Source organism: Sphingomonas taxi (assembly GCF_000764535.1).
In the GTDB taxonomy this organism is placed as follows: domain Bacteria; phylum Pseudomonadota; class Alphaproteobacteria; order Sphingomonadales; family Sphingomonadaceae; genus Sphingomonas; species Sphingomonas taxi.
This window is the reverse complement of sequence record NZ_CP009571.1, coordinates 2746967-2764343: the sequence shown is the minus strand read 5'-3', so window position 1 is coordinate 2764343 and position 17377 is coordinate 2746967. Positions and strand designations below refer to the sequence as shown.

The 17377-nt window shown below is 70.1% G+C and carries 14 protein-coding genes; 9 read left to right on the top strand and 5 right to left on the bottom strand.

The window, feature by feature from the left end; genetic code table 11:
• Positions 1 to 93 precede the first annotated feature (93 nt).
• The 3 genes from MC45_RS12630 to MC45_RS12620 are packed head-to-tail and all read left to right on the top strand — an operon-like array spanning position 94 to position 5221.
• Entirely contained in the window at positions 94 to 2451 is a 2358-nt protein-coding gene (locus tag MC45_RS12630) for a glycoside hydrolase family 127 protein (RefSeq protein ID WP_052075654.1), read from the top strand.
• Complete coding sequence (locus MC45_RS12625) at positions 2448 to 3473, top strand: Ldh family oxidoreductase (RefSeq protein ID WP_038663738.1); 1026 nt, start codon at positions 2448 to 2450, stop codon at positions 3471 to 3473. Before MC45_RS12630 ends, MC45_RS12625 begins: the two co-directional genes overlap by 4 nt.
• A complete protein-coding gene (locus MC45_RS12620) occupies positions 3470 to 5221 on the top strand; it encodes a DUF885 domain-containing protein (protein ID WP_038663735.1) in 1752 nt (583 codons plus the stop codon). Before MC45_RS12625 ends, MC45_RS12620 begins: the two co-directional genes overlap by 4 nt.
• Positions 5222 to 5375: 154 nt before the next feature.
• On the opposite strand, the gene MC45_RS12615 is transcribed toward MC45_RS12620, so the two are convergent.
• A complete protein-coding gene (locus tag MC45_RS12615; protein WP_038663732.1) occupies positions 5376 to 6572 on the bottom strand; it encodes a M24 family metallopeptidase in 1197 nt (398 codons plus the stop codon).
• The gene (locus MC45_RS12610) at positions 6569 to 7804 is read right to left on the bottom strand and encodes an NAD(P)/FAD-dependent oxidoreductase (protein WP_342666983.1); all 1236 of its coding nucleotides are present in this window, start codon (positions 7802 to 7804) and stop codon (positions 6569 to 6571) included. Before MC45_RS12610 ends, MC45_RS12615 begins: the two co-directional genes overlap by 4 nt.
• Before the next feature lie 67 nt (positions 7805 to 7871).
• On the opposite strand from MC45_RS12610, the gene MC45_RS12605 reads away from it, so the two are divergent.
• From MC45_RS12605 to MC45_RS12585, 5 genes are read left to right on the top strand one after another with little or no spacing between them, the layout of a single operon-like run.
• Entirely contained in the window at positions 7872 to 8771 is a 900-nt protein-coding gene (locus tag MC45_RS12605; protein WP_038663729.1) for a dihydrodipicolinate synthase family protein, read from the top strand.
• Between the two features lie 11 nt (positions 8772 to 8782).
• Positions 8783 to 9781: a 4-hydroxyproline epimerase gene (locus MC45_RS12600; RefSeq protein ID WP_038663726.1), complete on the top strand. Its 999-nt coding sequence runs from the start codon at positions 8783 to 8785 to the stop codon at positions 9779 to 9781.
• Between the two features lie 25 nt (positions 9782 to 9806).
• Positions 9807 to 10454 carry a GntR family transcriptional regulator gene (locus MC45_RS12595; protein ID WP_038667308.1) on the top strand — a complete coding sequence of 216 codons (648 nt, stop codon included), beginning with the start codon at positions 9807 to 9809 and terminating at the stop codon, positions 10452 to 10454.
• Between the two features lie 31 nt (positions 10455 to 10485).
• Complete coding sequence (locus MC45_RS12590) at positions 10486 to 11889, top strand: amino acid permease (protein ID WP_156143834.1); 1404 nt, start codon at positions 10486 to 10488, stop codon at positions 11887 to 11889.
• Positions 11890 to 11926: 37 nt separating this feature from the next.
• Positions 11927 to 12598 carry a phosphatase PAP2 family protein gene (locus MC45_RS12585; RefSeq protein WP_052075653.1) on the top strand — a complete coding sequence of 224 codons (672 nt, stop codon included), beginning with the start codon at positions 11927 to 11929 and terminating at the stop codon, positions 12596 to 12598.
• A 190-nt stretch (positions 12599 to 12788) separates the two neighbouring features.
• Here the strand turns inward: MC45_RS12585 and galE are convergent, their stop codons facing one another.
• Positions 12789 to 13787: a UDP-glucose 4-epimerase GalE gene (galE, locus tag MC45_RS12580; protein WP_038663723.1), complete on the bottom strand. Its 999-nt coding sequence runs from the start codon at positions 13785 to 13787 to the stop codon at positions 12789 to 12791.
• Positions 13788 to 13850: 63 nt separating this feature from the next.
• On the opposite strand from galE, the gene msrA reads away from it, so the two are divergent.
• Positions 13851 to 14390 (top strand): peptide-methionine (S)-S-oxide reductase MsrA, encoded by a 540-nt coding sequence (msrA, locus tag MC45_RS12575; RefSeq protein ID WP_038663719.1) that lies wholly within the window; start codon positions 13851 to 13853, stop codon positions 14388 to 14390.
• A 137-nt stretch (positions 14391 to 14527) separates the two neighbouring features.
• Here msrA and MC45_RS12570 read toward each other — a convergent pair whose 3' ends face one another.
• Positions 14528 to 15307: a sigma-70 family RNA polymerase sigma factor gene (locus MC45_RS12570; protein ID WP_038663716.1), complete on the bottom strand. Its 780-nt coding sequence runs from the start codon at positions 15305 to 15307 to the stop codon at positions 14528 to 14530.
• The gene (gene flhA / locus MC45_RS12565; RefSeq protein WP_038663713.1) at positions 15304 to 17376 is read right to left on the bottom strand and encodes a flagellar biosynthesis protein FlhA; all 2073 of its coding nucleotides are present in this window, start codon (positions 17374 to 17376) and stop codon (positions 15304 to 15306) included. Before flhA ends, MC45_RS12570 begins: the two co-directional genes overlap by 4 nt.
• Position 17377 lies beyond the last annotated feature (1 nt).

Sequence of the window (17377 nt, the reverse complement as noted above, 5' to 3'; positions counted from 1 at the left end):
ACGCAGGAATATATCCGTATACAATATCCGCCGCGGCGATTGACAGGCGTTGCAGTGGCGTGATCGTATACCGCCGATAACGGGGGATGAGCGATGGTGTCGCGGCGGGAGGTGATGGTGGGGGCGGCGGCGCTGACGCTTGCCGGGCGCGCGGCGGCGGTGACCGGCGGTGCGGGGCCGGCGCGGCCGCTGCCGCTGACCGCGGTGCGGCTACGGCCGTCGGATCAGGCGACCGCGGTGGCGGTCAACCGGCGCTATTTGCTGCGGCTCGAGCCCGACCGGCTGTTGCACAACGTGCGGCTCTACGCCGGATTGCCGCCGAAGGCCGCGATCTACGGCGGATGGGAGAGCGACACGATCGCCGGCCATACGCTCGGCCATTATCTCAGCGCTTTGGTGCTCGCGTGGCAGCAGAGCGGCGATACGGAATTGCGCCGGCGCGCGGACTATATCGTCGACGAGATCGCCGCGGCGCAGGCGAAGCGCGGCACCGGCTATGTCGGCGCGCTCGGGCGCAAGACCAAGGAGGGCGCGATCGTCGATGGCGAGGCGATCTTCGCCGAGATCGCGCGGGGCGAGATCACGTCGGGCGGGTTCGACCTCAACGGCTCGTGGTCGCCGCTCTATACCGTCCACAAATGGCTCGCCGGGCTGCTCGACGTGCATCGGGCGTGGGGCAATGCGCTGGCGCTGGCGGTGGTGGAGGGGCTGGCGGGATATATCGCGCGCGTCTTCGCCGCACTGACCCCGGCGCAGGTGCAGACGGTGCTCGGTTGCGAATATGGCGGTCTCAACGAAAGCTATGCCGAACTCTACGCGCGGACCGGCGCGGCGGAGTGGCTGCGGATGGCGCGGCTGATCCACGACGACAAGGTGCTCGATCCGCTCGCGCGCGGCGAGGACCGGCTCGCCAATCTCCATGCGAATACGCAGGTGCCCAAATTGATCGGCCTCGCCCGGCTGCACGAGGTGAGCGGCGGCGATCCCGCCGCGGCCCGCGCCGCGCGTACCTTCTGGGAGGCGGTGGTCGGGCATCACAGCTATGTCATCGGTGGCAATGCCGACCGCGAATATTTCACCGCGCCGGACACGATCGCCGAGCACATTACCGAACAGACCTGCGAGCATTGCAACACCTACAATATGCTCAAGCTGACCCGGCAGCTGTGGGCATGGCAGCCGGACGGCGCGCTGTTCGACTATTACGAGCGCGCGCAGCTCAACCACGTCATGGCGCAGCAGGACCCGGCGACCGGCGGCTTCACCTATATGACGCCGCTGATGAGCGGCGCGACGCGCGACTTCTCGACCACCGCCAACGACGCCTTCTGGTGCTGTGTCGGCTCGGGGATGGAGAGCCATGCCAAACATGGCGATTCGATCTTCTGGGAAGGCGCGGATGGCACCTTCTACGTCAATCTCTACACTCCCGCCGATGCCGATTGGGCGACGCGCGGCGCGCAGGTCACGCTCGACACGCGCTATCCATTCGAGCCGGAGGCGACGCTGACCTTCAACCGGCTGCGCCGCGGCCGTTTCCCGGTCGCGCTGCGCGTACCGGGCTGGGCAAGCGGGACGGCGCAGGTCACGGTCAACGGCACGCCGGTGACGCCGGTGCTGGCGCGCGGCTATGCGACGGTGACGCGGGCGTGGCGCGCGGGCGACCGGATCGCGATCACGCTGCCGCTCGCGTTGCGGCTGGAGCCGGCGCCGGGCGACGCGCGCACCGTCGCGGTGCTGCGCGGACCGCTGGTGCTCGCCGCCGATCTCGGCGCGGCGGAAACGCTGTGGGAGCAGGCCGATCCGGCCTTGGTCGGCGGCGACCTGCTCGCCGGCTTCGTCGCCCGCGATCCCGCCGCCGCGCATTATGCGACGCAGGGCGTGCTGCGGCCGGGGAACCGCGACTTCGTGCCCTTCTATCGTCAGTATCGCCGGCGCAGCGCGGTCTATTTCCGGCGCTTCGACGCGGCCGAATGGACGCGCAAGGAGGCGGCCTACACCGCCGAACAGGCACGCCTGCGCGACGTGGCGGCGCGCTCGGTCGACGTCATGCACCTCGGCGAGATGCAGCCCGAGCGCGATCATGGCCTGACCAGCGCCGCCTCCTATCCCGTCACCTATCGCGGGCGCACCGGCCGCGATGCGCGATCGGGCGGCTGGTTCGAATGCACGATGGCGGTCAGGACGGGGCCGCTGCTGTTGCAGGCGAGCTATTGGGGCGGCGAGCGGCCGCGCGACTTCGACCTGCTGATCGATAACGTCCGGATCGCGACGCAGCATCTCGGCAACGATGCGCCGGGGCGGTTCTTCGACGTCGCCTATCCGCTGCCCGAGGCGCTGACCCGCGGCAAGCGCACGGTGCGCGTCCGTGTCGTGCCGCATGACGGCAGCACCGCCGGGCCGGTGTTCGGCCTGCGCATCTATACCGCCAAACCGGGAGAGACCGTATGACCGATCACGCCGGCGTCCCGATGACGCTCGCCGCGCTGCGCGCGCTCGCCCGCGCCAAGCTGCGCGCGGTGGGCCTCGCCGAGGATCATGCCGAGGCGGTGGCGGAGACGATGGTCGCCGGTGAGCGCGACGGCTGCGCCAGCCACGGCATCTACCGGCTGCTCGTCGCCGCGGCGAGCGTCAGGGCGGGCGTGGTGGTGCCCGATGCGGTGCCGGTGGTCAGCCGGCCGGGTAAGGCGCTGGTCCGCGTCGACGGCGGCGGTGGCTTCGCGCAGCTCGCCTTCGCGCGCGGTCTGCCGGTGCTGGTCGCGGCGGCGCGCGAGCACGGCATCGCCGCGCTGGCGCTCAACCATGTCGTCCATTTCGCCGCTTTGTGGCCGGAGGTGGAGGCGCTGGCGCGCGAGGGGCTGGTCGCGCTCGCCTGCACGCCGTCGCACGCCTGGGTCGCGCCCGCGGGCGGCACGCAGCCAGTGTTCGGCACCAACCCGATCGCGTTCGGCTGGCCGCGGCCGGCGGGCGATCCGTTCGTCTTCGACTTCGCGACCAGCGCGGTGGCGCGCGGCGAGATCGAGCTGCATCGCCGCGCCGGCCTGCCGGTGCCGGAGGAATGGGGCTATGATGCCGAAGGCGCGCCGACCACCGATGCCAAGGCGGTGCTCGATGGGGCGATGCGCACCTTCGGCGGCCACAAGGGGTCGGCGCTCGCCGCGATGGTCGAGCTGCTCGCCGGGCCGCTGATCGGCGATCTGACCAGCCGCGAATCGCTGGCGCTCGACGACGGCCGCGGCGGATCGCCGGTCGGCGGCGAGCTGATCGTCGCGATCGACCCCGCCGGTTTCCTGGGGGAGGCGACCACAGCGCATCTCGCGCGGGCCGAGGCGATGTTCGCGGCGATCGAGGCGCAGGGCGCGCGGCTGCCCTCGGCACGGCGCTATGCGGCGCGGGCGCACAGCCTGGCGGAAGGGGTCGTGGTGCCGGCAGCACTGCACGCCGAGATCATGGCGATCGGAGCGGCGGCATGAGCGGCGCGGTGATCGCCGCGCTCGCGCTGCTCGCGACTCCGGTCGCGGCGGCGCCCGCCACCGGCAGTGCGGACGCGCGGTTGCGGGCGCTCTACACCGCCGAATATGCCTGGCGGAAGCAGCAGATGCCGCCGAGCGAGGACGACGACAAGAACAGCGCGCGCAGCCTGCCCGACGTCGGTCCGGCGGCGCAGGCGGCGAAGCTCGCGCGCTGGACGCAGACCGCGACGGCGCTCGCCGCGATCCGCCCCGCCGAATTGTCGCCGGCGGCGCGGGTCGATTACGGCGTCTATGCCGCGCAGATCCGCGCCTTGCTCGCCGAGCAGCGGTTCCGCGATTACGAGATGCCGCTGACCTCGGATTCGAGCTTCTGGAGCGACCTCGCCGATCAGGCGCGCGAGCCCTTCTCGCGGGCCGAGGATTATGCCCGCTATCTGACGCTGCTGCGCGCCGTTCCGCGCTACTTCGATCAGAATATCGCCAATATGCGGGCCGGGCTGGCGCGCGGCTCCACGCCGCCGAAGGTGACGCTCACCGGCCGCGACATCGGCGTCGCTCAGGTGGCGGAGGCAGGAGCGTGGGAGGGCTCGCCCTTCTACGCGCCGTTCCGCACGATGCCGGCGACCATGCCCGCCGCGACGCGGGCGAGGCTGCGCGCCGAGGCGCTGGCGGCGTTGCGCGACGCGGTGGTGCCCGCGCACCGCCGGCTGCTCGCCTTCCTGCGCGACGAGTATATTCCCGGCGCGCGCACCACGCTCGCGGCCTATGACCTGCCCGACGGGCGCGCTTATTACCAATCGAAGGTCGCCGAATATACGACGCGCGACCAGACGCCGGCGCAGGTCCATGCGATCGGCCTCGCCGAGGTCGCGCGCATTCAGGCACGGATGCAGCAGGTGATGGCGACGGTCGGGTTCAAGGGCGACCTGCCCGCGTTCCTAGCGATGCTGCGACGCGATCCGCGTTTCTACGCCAAGACGCCGCAGGACCTGCTCGACCGTGCCGCCTGGATCGCCAAGAGCTTCGACGGCAAGGCGGCGCGCTATTTCGGGCGGCTGCCGCGCGCGCGCTTCGCGATCAAGCCGGTGCCCGCCGATCTCGCGCCTTTCTATACCAGCGGTCGCGGTGGGCCGGGGGTGTATCTGGTCAACACCTACGATCTGCCGTCGCGCGCGCTCTATGCGCTGCCGGCGCTGACGCTGCACGAGAGCGCGCCGGGCCACGCCTTCCAGATGCCGCTGGCGGCGGAGAACCACGACCTCCCCGCCTTCCGCCGCGAGACCTATCTGTCGGTCTATGGCGAGGGCTGGGCGCTGTATTGCGAGGCGCTCGGCGAGGAAATGGGGATGTATGAGACGCCCTACGACCTGTTCGGCATGCTGAGCTACCAATCCTGGCGCGCGTCGCGGCTGGTGGTCGACACGGGTATTCACGCGATGGGCTGGAGCCGCGAGCGCGCGCAAGGCTATCTGCGCGACCACACCGCGCTCGCCGATCACGAGATCGAGACCGAGGTCGATCGCTACATCGCCTGGCCGGGACAGGCGCTGAGCTATTATACCGGCGAGCTGGCGATCCTGGCGGCGCGGCGCCGGGCCGAAGCCGCGCTCGGCCCGCGCTTCGACATCCGCGCCTTCCACGACACCGTGCTCGTGCTGGGATCGGTGCCGATGCCCGAACTCGACCGGCGGATCGACGCCTTCATCGCCGACGGCGGCAAGGGGCCGTATCCAGAGGAGGGGCGCTAAGGGCATCCGGCGTCCGGTTGCTTCGACAGGCTCAGCACCAACGGTGATCGGGCGCCCCCCCCCGGGTGCCGCAAGCGATGCCGCCGCCTCTGGTCTCCCGTGCTTCGACGGGCTCAGCACGAACGGTTGGTGGGCGTGCCCCCGTTACGAGCCGTCAGGGCGTTAGACTCTCCGGATCGAACGGGCGGTCGATCGACGGTTGCGGTTCGGTGAACCAGGCGGCGCCGTCCTCGGTGACGTGGAAATGGTCTTCCAGCCGGATGCCGTAGCGCTCGGGAACGACGATCATCGGCTCGTTGGAAAAGCACATGCCCGGTGCCAGCGGCGTCGTGTCGCCGCGGACGAGATAGGCGGGCTCGTGGATCGACAGGCCGATGCCGTGGCCGGTGCGGTGCGGCAGGCCGGGCAGGCGATAGTCGGGGCCGAGCCCGGCACGCTCCAGCACTGCGCGCGCCGCCGCGTCGACCGCCTCGCAGGGCACGCCGGGCCGCACCGCGGCGAAGGCGGCGGCCTGCGCCTCCTTCTCCAGCGCCCAGGTCGCGCGGATGTCGTCGTCGACGCGGCCGAAGGCGTAGGTGCGGGTGATGTCCGACTGGTAACCGTGGATCGCGCAGCCGGTGTCGACCAGCACGAGCTGGTCGTCGGCGAGCGCCTGATCGCCGGGCAGGCCGTGCGGGAAGGCGGTCGCGGTCCCGAACTGCACCGCGCAGAACGTATAGCCCGGCGCACCCAAGGCGCGATGCGCGTCGTCGATGAAGCGTTTCACCTCGCTCGCGCGGATGCCGGGGGCGAGGATGCGCGCGGTGCGGCGGTGAACCTCCAGCGTCATCGCCTTGGCCTGTGCCATCAGCGCGAGCTCGGCAGGCGATTTGATCATGCGCAGCCCGTCGATGATGCCGGCGCCGTCGGTCACCGTCAGCGTCGCGCCGAGCCGCCGCGCGACCGCGAACGGCAGCAGCGGGTCGAGCGCCAGCGTCGCGCCGGCGGGCAGCGCGTCGACGACCAGGGCGACCGGGTCCGCGTCCTCCTCCCACAAGCGGATATCGGCGGCGATCTCCAGCTCGGCGACGAGCGAGCCGCGCTCGAACGCCGGGCAGATCACGATCGGCTCGCCCGCGACCGGCAGCAGCAGCGCGACCAGCCGTTCGGTCGGCGACCAGCCGACGCCGGTGAAATAGCGCAGCGACGCGCCCGCGGTGACGAGCAAGGCGGCGGCGCCGCTCGCCGCGGTCGCGGCGCGGGCGCGGGCGAGGCGGTCGCTGCGCTCGCCGGCGCCGATCACCGGCGCCGGGTCGCTCCAGGGGGCAAGGATGGCGAGTTGCGCCGCTGCGGTCGATCCGCCGATGGTCATCGTGTTGCTCCGAAACGGTTCAGGGAAAAGGGGGCGAGGTCGATCGGCGCGGGCTGGTCCGCAACGAGCGCGGCGACGATCTCGCCCGTCGTCGCCGCGAGCGTCAGACCGAGATGCTGGTGGCCGAAGGCGTAGAGCAGATTGGGCGCGCGGGTCGAACGGCCGATTGCGGGAAGATAGTCGGGCAGGGTCGGTCGCGCACCCATCCAGCGCGTGAACGGCGGCCGCATCGCCAGTCCGAGCGCCTGCACCTGCGCCTCCAGTCGCTGCCATTTGCGCGGGTCGGGGGGGGCGGCGGCATTGCCGAATTCGACGAAGCCCGACGCCTGCACGTGACCGGCATAGCGGGTGACGATCATCGAGCGATCCTCGAACACCAGCGGCGGGCAGTCAGCGGGCCAGGCGTCGGCGGCGGCGCGGATGTGATAGCCGCGCTCGGCGATCAGCGGCGCCACGTGGCCGGCGGCGGCGACCAGCGGCGCGCTGCCGATGCCGGCGGCGACCACCACCAGATCGGCGGCATGGCCCGCGACTGCGGCGCGGCCGTCGCGGACGGTGAGCGTCGCGGCGGCGCGGACGATGCGGCCGCCGGCGGCGATCAGCGCCGCCTCCAGCGCGGCGGCGAGCGCGGCGAGATCGCCGATCTGGCCGCTGCCGGTAAAGCGGATCGCACCGGCGACCGGCACTGCCGCTACCGCGGCGATCCGGGCGCGATCGTCCGGTCCCGCATCGGCGATCGTCGCGACGCCGATGTCGGCCGCGCGCCACGCCGCGGCGCCGCGCGCGGCGCTGTGCCGGTCGTTCCAGACGACGAGATGGCCGTCCTCGCGAAGCAAGGCAGGCGCGTCGATCGCCGCGACCAGTCGCCGCCACGCTGGCATTGCGGTGGCGAGCAGGCCACCCAGCGCGGCGCTGCCGTGACGGAAGCGCGACGGCCGGCTCGCGGCGAGATAGCGCGGCAGGAAGCGCAGCCAGTCGCGCGCCATCGCCGGCGGCAAGTCGAGCGCGCCACCCGCGGCGAAGCGGCGCCGCCACGCGCTCGCCACCGACGCCGGCGAGGCGAGCGGTGCGACCTGCTCGACCGCGATATGGCCGGCGTTGTTCCACGACGGCGCCTGCCGGTCGGCATCGCGATCGATCACGGTGACGGCATGGCCGGCGCGGGCGAGCGTCACCGCCGCCGACAGCCCCACCACACCCCCGCCGAGAATCGCGACCTGCCGTTGCATCATCTTGTCCTTGCCGCGCTTCTATGACTTGGTATACGATATTCCACAGACGATAGAGGACGCAAGCAGCATGACGATCGGGTGGAGGGGCGTTTTCCCCGCGGTGACGACCCAGGTACGCGAGGATCTTTCCATCGATCTCCCTGATACGCAACGCGTCGTCGACGATCTGGTGCGCGACGGCGTCACCGGCGTGATCGCGCTGGGCACGGTCGGCGAGAACAATTCGCTCGACTTCGACGAGAAGGTGACGACGCTGACCGCGATCGTCGAGGCGGTGGCGGGCCGCGTACCGGTCGTCACCGGCGTGTCGGAATACGACACCCGCCGCGCGGTGCGCTATGCGCAGGCGGCGGAGAAGGCCGGGGCGGACGGGCTGATGCTGCTGCCGCCGATGGTCTATGTCCCCAAGCCGCACGAGCTGGTGAACCACTTCAAGGGTGTCGCCGAGCAGACCGGCCTGCCGATCATGCTCTACAACAACCCGCCCGCCTATCGCACCGTGATCGATCAGGAGGTGCTGACCGCGCTGGTCGAGGTGAAGAACATCGTCGCGGTCAAGGAATCGGCCCCCGACACGCGCCGCTTCACCGACTTCCGCAACGCCTTCGGCGATCGCTACGTGCTGTTCGCCGGGCTCGACGACGTCGCGCTCGAGGGGCTGTTCCTCGGCGCGCAGGGGTGGGTATCGGGTCTGACCAACGCCTTCCCCAGGGAATCGGTCGAGCTGGTGCGCGCGTTCGAGCGCGGCGATCACGCCAAGGCGATGGAAATCTATCGCTGGTTCATGCCCTTGCTCCACCTCGACGCCGAGCATGACCTCGTCCAGTCGATCAAGCTCGCCGAGCAGGTGATGGGCCGCGGGTCGGAGCGCGTGCTGCCGCCGCGCTACGTGCTGGAAGGCGCACGCCGCGCCGAGGTGATCGCGATGGTCGAGAAGGCGGCGGCGACGCGGCCGGCGCTCGGCTGAGCCGCGACGCGATGCGCCACACCTTCTTCTGCATCGACGGTCATACCGCCGGCAATCCGGTCCGCCTCGTCGCCGGCGGGGCGCCGCTGCTGAAGGGGGCGTCCATGTCGGAGCGGCGTCAGGACTTCCTGGCGCGCTTCGACTGGATCCGCACCGGCCTGTGCTTCGAGCCGCGCGGTCACGACATGATGTCGGGCGGCTTCCTCTATCCGCCGACCATGCCGGATGCGGATATCGGCATCCTGTTCATCGAGACCAGCGGCTGCCTGCCGATGTGCGGGCACGGCACGATCGGCATCGTCACCTTCGGGCTGGAGCACGGGCTGATCCAGCCGGCGACGCCGGGGCGGCTGCGCGTCGAGGTGCCCGCCGGGGTGATCGACATCGCCTATGAGACGGCGGGCGACAAGGTGACTGCGGTGCGCATCACCAACGTTCCCTCCTATGTCGCGGCGACGGGGATCGCGATCGATGTCGAGGGGATCGGGCCGCTGTCGGTCGACGTCGCTTATGGCGGCAATTATTATGCGATCGTCGAGCCGCAGGGCGGCTATACCGGGCTCGACGATCTCGGCGCCGACCGGATCATCGCGCTCAGCCGCAGCGTCCGCGCGGCGGTGCGCGCCAAGTTCGAGCCGATCCATCCGCTCGATCCGACGATCCGCGGCGTCAGCCACATGCTCTGGGCCGACAAGCCGAAGGGCGAGGGGGCGGACGGTCGCAACGCGGTCTTCTACGGCGACAAGGCGATCGACCGGTCGCCGTGCGGCACCGGTACCTCGGCGCGGCTCGCGCATCTCGCTGCCAAGGGCGTGCTCGCCGTCGGCGACCGGTTCGTGCACGAAAGCTATATCGGCAGCCGCTTCGTCGGCCGGGTCGAGGCGGCGACGACGCTCGGCGACACGCCGGCGATCGTGCCGTCGATCGAGGGCGCGGCGATCGCCACCGGTTTCAACACGATCTGGATCGACCGCGCCGACACCTTCTGGGAGGGATTCCAGGTCACGTGAGCGCGCGGCATTTTGGCGCCATGTGGTGAGCATCGTGATCCGCACCCTCTCCGAACGCGTATTCGAGATCGTCCGCGAACGGATCGTCACCGGCCAGCTGGCGACCGACACGCCGCTGCGGCAGGATGCGCTCGCCGCCGAACTGGGGGTGAGCAAGATCCCGCTGCGCGAGGCGTTGGGGCGGCTGCAACAGGAAGGGTTGCTGACCAGCCAGGCCAATCGCGGCTATATGGTGCGCGCGCTGTCCACCGATCAGGCGGAAGAGATCTATGCGCTGCGCCTCGCGATCGAGCCCGCCGCCGCCGCTCATGCCGCCGCCTGCGCCGATCCGCCGGCGCGCGACGCGGCGGTGCAGGCGTTCGAGCGGCTCGACCGTGCCGCGGGCAGCAACCTCGCCGCGGTGGCGATCAGCAATCGCGAATTCCACGTCGCGCTGGTCCGCCCGGGCGGGCGGCTGCTGACCACGCAGCTCATCGAGCGGTTGTCGATCCTCGCCGAACGCTATGTCGTCGCGCATCTCGCCCCCGCCGGGCGCGAGACGCGCGCGCATCAGGAGCATCGCGCGCTGCTCGACGCCTTTCTCGCCCGCGACGGCGCGGCGCTGGAGACGTTGCTCGCCGGCCATATCGGCGCGACGCTCGCCGACCTGCGGGAGCAGTTCGCCGCCCGCTGACGGCATCATCATCACAACGGGGGACACGATCATGTTGGGGCCGCGCAAATCGCTCGACGCCGTCTTGCGCCACGATGCCGGACAGGCGCTCGCCAAGACGCTGTCGTGGCCGCATCTGATCGCGCTCGGGGTGGGCGCGATCGTCGGCACCGGCATCTACACGCTGACCGGGGTGGGCGCCGAGCGCGCCGGACCGGCGGTGATCCTCGCCTTCGCGATCGCCGGCGCGGTCTGCGCCTGCGCCGCGCTCGCTTATGCCGAGCTGGCGACGATGATCCCGGCGGCGGGCAGCGCCTATACGTTCAGCTATGCCGCGCTCGGCGAGACGGTCGCCTGGGTGGTCGGCTGGAGCCTGATCCTCGAATATTCGCTCGCCTGTTCGACCGTCGCGGTCGGCTGGGCGGGCTATCTGGTCGGCTGGATCGAATCGGCGGGGGTGCACCTGCCGGCGCTGCTGCTCGCCGGGCCGCATGGCGGCGGGCTGATCAACCTGCCTGCGGTGCTCGTCGCGCTCGGCGTGATGGGGCTGCTGCTGCTCGGCACGCGCGAGAGCGCGACGCTCAACATCGTGCTGGTGATCGTCAAGCTGACCGCGCTGGCGATCTTCGTCGGCTTCGCGCTGCCGGCGTTCGACGCCGACAATCTCCATCCGTTCATGCCCTATGGCTTCGGCTCGGTGGAGAGCGGCGGCACCAAGCGTGGCGTGATGGCGGCGGCGGCGATCGTCTTCTTCGCCTTCTACGGCTTCGATGCGGTCGCCACCTCGGCGGAGGAGGCGAAGAACCCCGGTCGCGACCTGACCATCGGCATCGTCGGGTCGATGCTCGCATGCACGCTGATCTATATGGCGGTCGCGGTCGCCGCGGTCGGCGCGCTGCCGTTCACGCAGCTCGCGCATTCCGCCGAACCGCTCGCGCTGGTGCTCCGCTCGCTCGGCCGGCCGTTCGCGGGCCATCTGATCGCGCTCGCCGCGGTGATCGCGCTGCCCTCGGTGATCCTCGTCATGATGTACGGGCAGAGCCGCATCTTCTTCACCATGGCGCGCGACGGGCTCCTCCCGCGCAGCCTCGCGACGTTGAGCCCGCGCACCGGCGCGCCGGTACGGATCACATTGCTGACCGGCGTGTCGATCGCGCTGGTCGCGGGGGTCTTCCGGCTCGACGAAATCGCCGAACTCGCCAATGCCGGGACGTTGCTCGCGTTCATCGCGGTGGCGGCGTGCATGATGGTACTTCGCCGAACCGCCCCGGAGGCGAAGCGGCTGTTCCGCTGCCCGGCGCCGTTCGTCGTCGGCACGCTCGCGGTGCTCGGCTGCCTCTATCTGCTGTGGAGCCTGCCGCAGGCGACGCTGCTGCGCTTCCTCGGCTGGAACGCGATCGGGCTGGTCGTCTATCTCGCCTACGGCCGTCGCCACGGGCTCGCCGCGCAACGCTGACGGCACCGGCGGCGGTGTCGGGCGTTCGGACCGGTCAATGACCGAACCAACCTCCGTCGGCGCGCGGCGCCTGCCGCCGCTGCTCGCCGGGATCGCGCTGATCGCGGTCGGGCTGTTGATCCTGCTGATCGGCGCCTTCGCGACGAGCCGCTATCCCTTCGCCTTCGACCGCGCGATCATCGTCGGCGCGCGGGCATGGGGCGGGCCGGCGTGGCTGCCCAAGGTGGCGAGCGACATCACCGCGCTCGGCGGCGGGGTGGTGCTGACCGTGATCGTGGTGATCGTCGCCGGCTTCCTGCTGATCCAGCGGCTCTGGCTGACCGCGCTGGCGACGGTGCTCGCCAGCCTGACCGGTGGCTGGGTGGTTGATGCGGTCAAGGGCGTCGTGTTGCGCGCGCGGCCCGACCTCGTGCCGCATCTGGTCGACGCGAGCGGCTACAGCTTCCCGAGCGGCCATGCGACGTCGAGCGCGGTGGTCTATCTGACGCTCGCCTCGCTCGCCGGTCAGGTGACCCCGGATCGGGCGGCGCGACGCTATCTGCTCGTCGTCGCGGTGCTGTTGGTCGGCGCGATCGGGTGCAGCCGCGTCTATCTTGGCGTCCATTGGCCGAGCGACGTCATCGCCGGCTGGAGCTTCGGCACGCTCTGGGCGCTGGGCTGGTGGACCGCCACCGCGCGGGCGCGGGTGGCGATCGGTGGCGAGCGCTGATTGTGGCCGGATTGGGGCAACGTGGACAAGTTGGACACCTTAACGGAAACGATCCAGCCCTATCGTTTCCATTTCTGCACCGATGAGAAAGAGCGCGACTTGCGCTGCGTCGATAGCAAGTCGGGGTCGTGTAGGACAGCGGCCGGCATTTCCCCCGTCATATCAAGATGAAATGCCGGCCACCGACCAATCAGCCGCGTTCGGCGAGCTTGCGCTCCCAAGCGAGCGCGTCCTTGACGATCGTTTCGAGATCGTCGCGCTGCGGCCGCCACGGCAAAGCGGCGAGGATCGCGCCATTGTCGGCGACGAGCGCGGCGGGATCGCCGGCGCGACGGCCCTCGTAGCGGCGCTGGATCGTCAGGTTGGTGACGCGATCGACCGCGTCGAGCACCTCGTTGACCGAGAAGCCGCGATTGTAGCCGGCGTTGAGCGTGTGGCTCTTGGCGGGCTCCGCGATCAGCAGTTCGAGCGCCGAGACGTGCGCGGCGGCGAGGTCGCTGACATGGATATAGTCGCGCACGCCGGTGCCGTCGGGCGTGTCGAAGTCGGTGCCGAACACCGACACCGCCTCGCGCTTGCCGGTCGCCGCTTCCACGGCGATCTTGATGAGATGCGTCGCGCCGACCGTCGACTGGCCGGAGCGGCCCTGCGGATCGGCGCCGGCGACGTTGAAATAGCGCAAGGCGCAATAATTGATCGGATGCGCCGCGGCGACGTCGCGCAGCATCGCCTCGGTCATCAGCTTCGACATGCCGTACGGGTTGATCGGCACGGTCGGGTCGTTCTCCTGCACCGGCACCTTTACCGGGGTGCCGTAGGTCGCCGCGGTCGAGGAGAAGATGAAGTGCGGCACGCCCTCGACCACCGCGCTCTCCAGCAGCGCGCGCGTCGCGGCGGTGTTGTTGCGATAATATTTGAGCGGGTCGCTGACCGATTCGGGCACGACCACCGACCCGGCGAAATGCATGATGGCGCGGACGTGATGGTCGCGGATCGTCGCGCGGACGGCGGCGTCGTCCTCGATATTGGCCTGCACCAGCGTGGCGCGCGGATCGACCGCCCAGTCGAAGCCGGTGACGAGATTGTCGACGACGACGACGTCATAGCCCGCGTCGAGCAATGCGAGCACCGCATGGCTGCCGATATAGCCGGCGCCGCCGGTCACCATCACCTTACCCTGGAACGCCATCGTCTGATCTCCCGTCTTTCGCGCGCCCTACCGCGTTCCTACATCGGCGCAAAGGAGACTATTATGACCGATTATGTGACGCTGGCCGGCGGCTGCTTCTGGTGCACCGAGGCGGTGTTCAAGGATGTGATCGGGGTCGAGAGCGTCGAGAGCGGCTATATCGGCGGTTCGGTCCCCGATCCGACCTACAAGCAGGTCTGTGGCGGCGACACCGGCCATGCCGAGGCGATCCGCATCGGCTTCGATCCCGAGCAATTGCAGCTCGGCGACCTGCTCGACATCTTCTTCGCGACGCACGATCCGACGCAGCTCAACCGCCAGGGCAACGACGTCGGCACGCAATATCGTTCGGCGATGTTCCCGGCCGACGAGGCGCAGGAGGCCGAGATGCGGGCGGCGATCGAGCGGGCGCAGGCGGACTCGGCCAAGCCGATCGTCACCACGATCGAGCCGATGGCGACCTGGTATCCCGCCGAGGGCTATCATCAGGATTATTGGGAGACCTCGGGCCGTTCCAACCCCTATTGCATGGCGGTGATCCCGCCGAAGCTGCAGAAGCTGCGCAAGAGTTTTGCGGCGCGGTCCAAGGCGGTGACGGCGTAAGCATTCCTCCCCGGCACGGGGAGGTGGCGCCGCGTAGCGGCGACGGAGGGGGGCTTCCACGCGCGACGCGCCCGCGGTGACCCCCCTCCACCGCCACGCTTGCGCGTGGCGGTCCGCCTCCCCGTGCCGGGGAGGAATTATACCTTCCGTGCCAGGGCCTTCTTCAACTTCGCATGTGCGGCGGCCTTGATCTGGCAGACGCGCGCCGCGCCGACGCCGATCACCTGGCCGATCTCCTCGAGGTTGAGTTCCTCGACGTAGAAGAGCTGCACCACCAGCGCCTCGCGCTCGGGCAGCGCGGTGATCGCGGCGATCAGCGTGTCGCGCAGGTCGCTTTCCGCGAGCTGCTCGAAGGCGTCGGGCGTGTCGTCGGCGAACCACGGCAGATCGTCGGCATAGACCTCGTCCATCGATTCGAACCGGACCGCATCGGCGGTCTCGTAATCGGCGCGCAGTTTCTCCACCGTCACTCCCAGTTCCTTCGCCAGCGCCGCCTCGTCGGGGGCGCGGCCGGTGCTTGCCGTCAGCGTTGCCACCGCGGCATGATATTGCCGCCGCCGCCGCATCGCGCCGCGCGTCGTCGTCGCCTGACGCCGCAATTCGTCGATCATCGCGCCGCGCAGCCGGGTTTGCAGATAGGCGCGGAATTGCGCGCCCTGTTCGGCGGCCTGGCCGATCGCCTCGACCAGCGCGACGAGGCCGATCTGGACGAGATCCTCGACCTCGACGATCGAGCTCATCGAACCGTGGACGTGCCACGCGATGCGGCGGACCAGCGGCAGATATTGCCGGATCATCGCCTCCTGATCGCCGCCCGGGCGGGTGACGCGCGAATAGGTGAGCGGTCCTTGCGGCACCAGCGTGGCGGGCGCGGGCGTGGCGGGGGCGAACACCTGTTTCATCGGCTCCATGCTCATGCCGCCAGCGCCTGATGCTGCTGGCCGATCACCGCGACGACCTCGACCGCCTTTTCTTCCGGCACCTCGAAGAAGGAGAGCACCGGCGTGTCGGGCAGCACCGTCTTCACCAGCTTGCGGATCGCGAGGCGGATCGCCGGCTGGACGACGAGCGCGAACGGCTTGGCCTCGGCGATCAGCGGCTGCGCCGCCTCCTGCAAGGCATCGACGATGCGGCGGCCGAGATCGGGCTCGATGACGTGGCGGCGCGACTGGTCGGCGCGTGCCGCCTGGCCGAGCAGCCCTTCGAGCTGGCCGTCGAGCGTCATCACGCGCAGCGGCTCGCGCACGCCGCACAATTTCTGGATGATCAGCGGGCCGAGTTCGGGCCGGATCAGTTCGACGATTTCCTCGGCGTCGGCGCTGCGCGTGGCGGCGACCGCGATCGCCTGGGCGATGCGACGGAATTCCTTCAACGGAATGTTCTCCGCAAGCAGGCCCTTGAGGACCTGGGTGAGGGTGGTGAGCGGCAGCGGATTGGGGGTGAGCGAGGCGACCAGCTGCGCGGCGCGCTCCTTGAGCCCGTCGAGCAGCGACTGGACCTCGTCCGGGCCGAGCAGGTCGGTGGCGTTGGCGCCGAGCAGATGGTTGAGATGCGTCGCCATGACGGTGCCGGCATCGACGACGAGGAAGCCCGCGCCGGTCGCCGCATCGGCGTCGCCCGACGGGATCCACGTCGCATCGAGGCCGAAGGTCGGATCTTTCGCCTTCTTGCCGCTGAGCGAGCCATAGGCCTGGCCGGTGTCGAGCGCGAGCATCTCGTCGGGCGACACCTGGTCCTCGCCGAGCACGACGCCGTTGATCAGGATGCGATAGGTATAGGGCGCGAGGTTGATGTCGTCGCGGACGCGGCATTGCGGCACGACGAAACCGAGTTCGCGCGACAGCTGGCGGCGGACGCCGGTGATCCGGCCCATCAGCGGTGCGCCGCGGCGCGGGTCGACCAGCGGCACCAGGCCATAGCCGATGTCGAAATTGACCTGCATGCCGTCGGTGACCTCGTCCCAGCCGATCTTCGACGGGTCGGCGGGCTCCTCGGCGACCGCGGGGGTCGCCTCGACGAGCGGGCGGCGCTCGATCTGGCGCAGCTTCCATGCCGCGAAGCCGGCGATCCCCGCAGCCGTGAGGATGACGAGATGCGGCATGCCGGGCAGCAGGCCGAGCAGGCCGAGGATCACCGCGACCGGGGTCCAGGTGCGGGGGGACCCGAACTGGCCGCCGATCTGGCCGGCGAGGTCCTTGTCCGACGACACGCGGGTGACGATCGCGGCGGCGGCGATCGAGAGCATCAGCGACGGCAGCTGCGCGACGAGCGCGTCGCCGATCGCGAGCAGGATATAGCTTTTCGCTGCGGCAGCGATGGTCATGCCGTGGCTGACCGGGCCGAGGATCAGCCCGCCCACCACGTTGGCGGCGAGGATCAGCATCGCGGCGACCGCGTCGCCCTTCACGAACTTCGACGAACCGTCCATCGAGCCGTAGAAATCGGCCTCGGTCGCCACCTCGACGCGGCGCTTCTTGGCGTCGTCGGGGGTGATGAGGCCGGCATTGAGATCGGCGTCGATCGCCATCTGCTTGCCGGGCAGCGCGTCCAGGGTGAAGCGTGCCGAGACTTCCGACACGCGGCTGGCGCCCTTGGTGACAACGATCAGGTTGATGATCATCAGGATCGCGAAGACGAAGATGCCGACGACATAGTCGCCGCCGATCAGGAAGGTGCCGAACGCCTCGATGACGTGGCCCGCCGCGCTCTCGCCCTCGTGGCCGTGGACCAGCACGATACGGGTCGAGGCGACGTTGAGGCCGAGGCGGAACAGGGTGGCGAACAGCAGCACCGTCGGGAAGGACGAGAAATCGAGCGGCTTCTGCGCGTTGAGCGACACCATCAGCACCGCGAGGCTGATCGCGATATTGGCGACGAAGAAGATGTCGAGCAGGAAGGCCGGGATCGGCACGACCATCACGACGACGAGCAGCAGGATGGCGAGCGGCAGCGCCGCGCCGCGACCGGACGCGAGGAGCTTGTTCACC

What these genes read in the sequence shown, in the direction of transcription:
- msrA (WP_038663719.1), top strand. Translation starts at nt 13,851, where the DNA reads ATGACCGATTATGTGACGCTGGCCGGCGGCTGCTTCTGGTGCACCGAG.
- MC45_RS12610 (WP_342666983.1), bottom strand. Translation starts at nt 7,804, where the DNA reads ATGATGCAACGGCAGGTCGCGATTCTCGGCGGGGGTGTGGTGGGGCTG.
- MC45_RS12570 (WP_038663716.1), bottom strand. Translation starts at nt 15,307, where the DNA reads ATGAGCATGGAGCCGATGAAACAGGTGTTCGCCCCCGCCACGCCCGCG.
- MC45_RS12615 (WP_038663732.1), bottom strand. Translation starts at nt 6,572, where the DNA reads ATGACCATCGGCGGATCGACCGCAGCGGCGCAACTCGCCATCCTTGCC.
- MC45_RS12605 (WP_038663729.1), top strand. Translation starts at nt 7,872, where the DNA reads ATGACGATCGGGTGGAGGGGCGTTTTCCCCGCGGTGACGACCCAGGTA.
- MC45_RS12625 (WP_038663738.1), top strand. Translation starts at nt 2,448, where the DNA reads ATGACCGATCACGCCGGCGTCCCGATGACGCTCGCCGCGCTGCGCGCG.
- MC45_RS12590 (WP_156143834.1), top strand. Translation starts at nt 10,486, where the DNA reads ATGTTGGGGCCGCGCAAATCGCTCGACGCCGTCTTGCGCCACGATGCC.
- MC45_RS12620 (WP_038663735.1), top strand. Translation starts at nt 3,470, where the DNA reads ATGAGCGGCGCGGTGATCGCCGCGCTCGCGCTGCTCGCGACTCCGGTC.
- MC45_RS12630 (WP_052075654.1), top strand. Translation starts at nt 94, where the DNA reads ATGGTGTCGCGGCGGGAGGTGATGGTGGGGGCGGCGGCGCTGACGCTT.
- MC45_RS12600 (WP_038663726.1), top strand. Translation starts at nt 8,783, where the DNA reads ATGCGCCACACCTTCTTCTGCATCGACGGTCATACCGCCGGCAATCCG.
- galE (WP_038663723.1), bottom strand. Translation starts at nt 13,787, where the DNA reads ATGGCGTTCCAGGGTAAGGTGATGGTGACCGGCGGCGCCGGCTATATC.
- MC45_RS12585 (WP_052075653.1), top strand. Translation starts at nt 11,927, where the DNA reads ATGACCGAACCAACCTCCGTCGGCGCGCGGCGCCTGCCGCCGCTGCTC.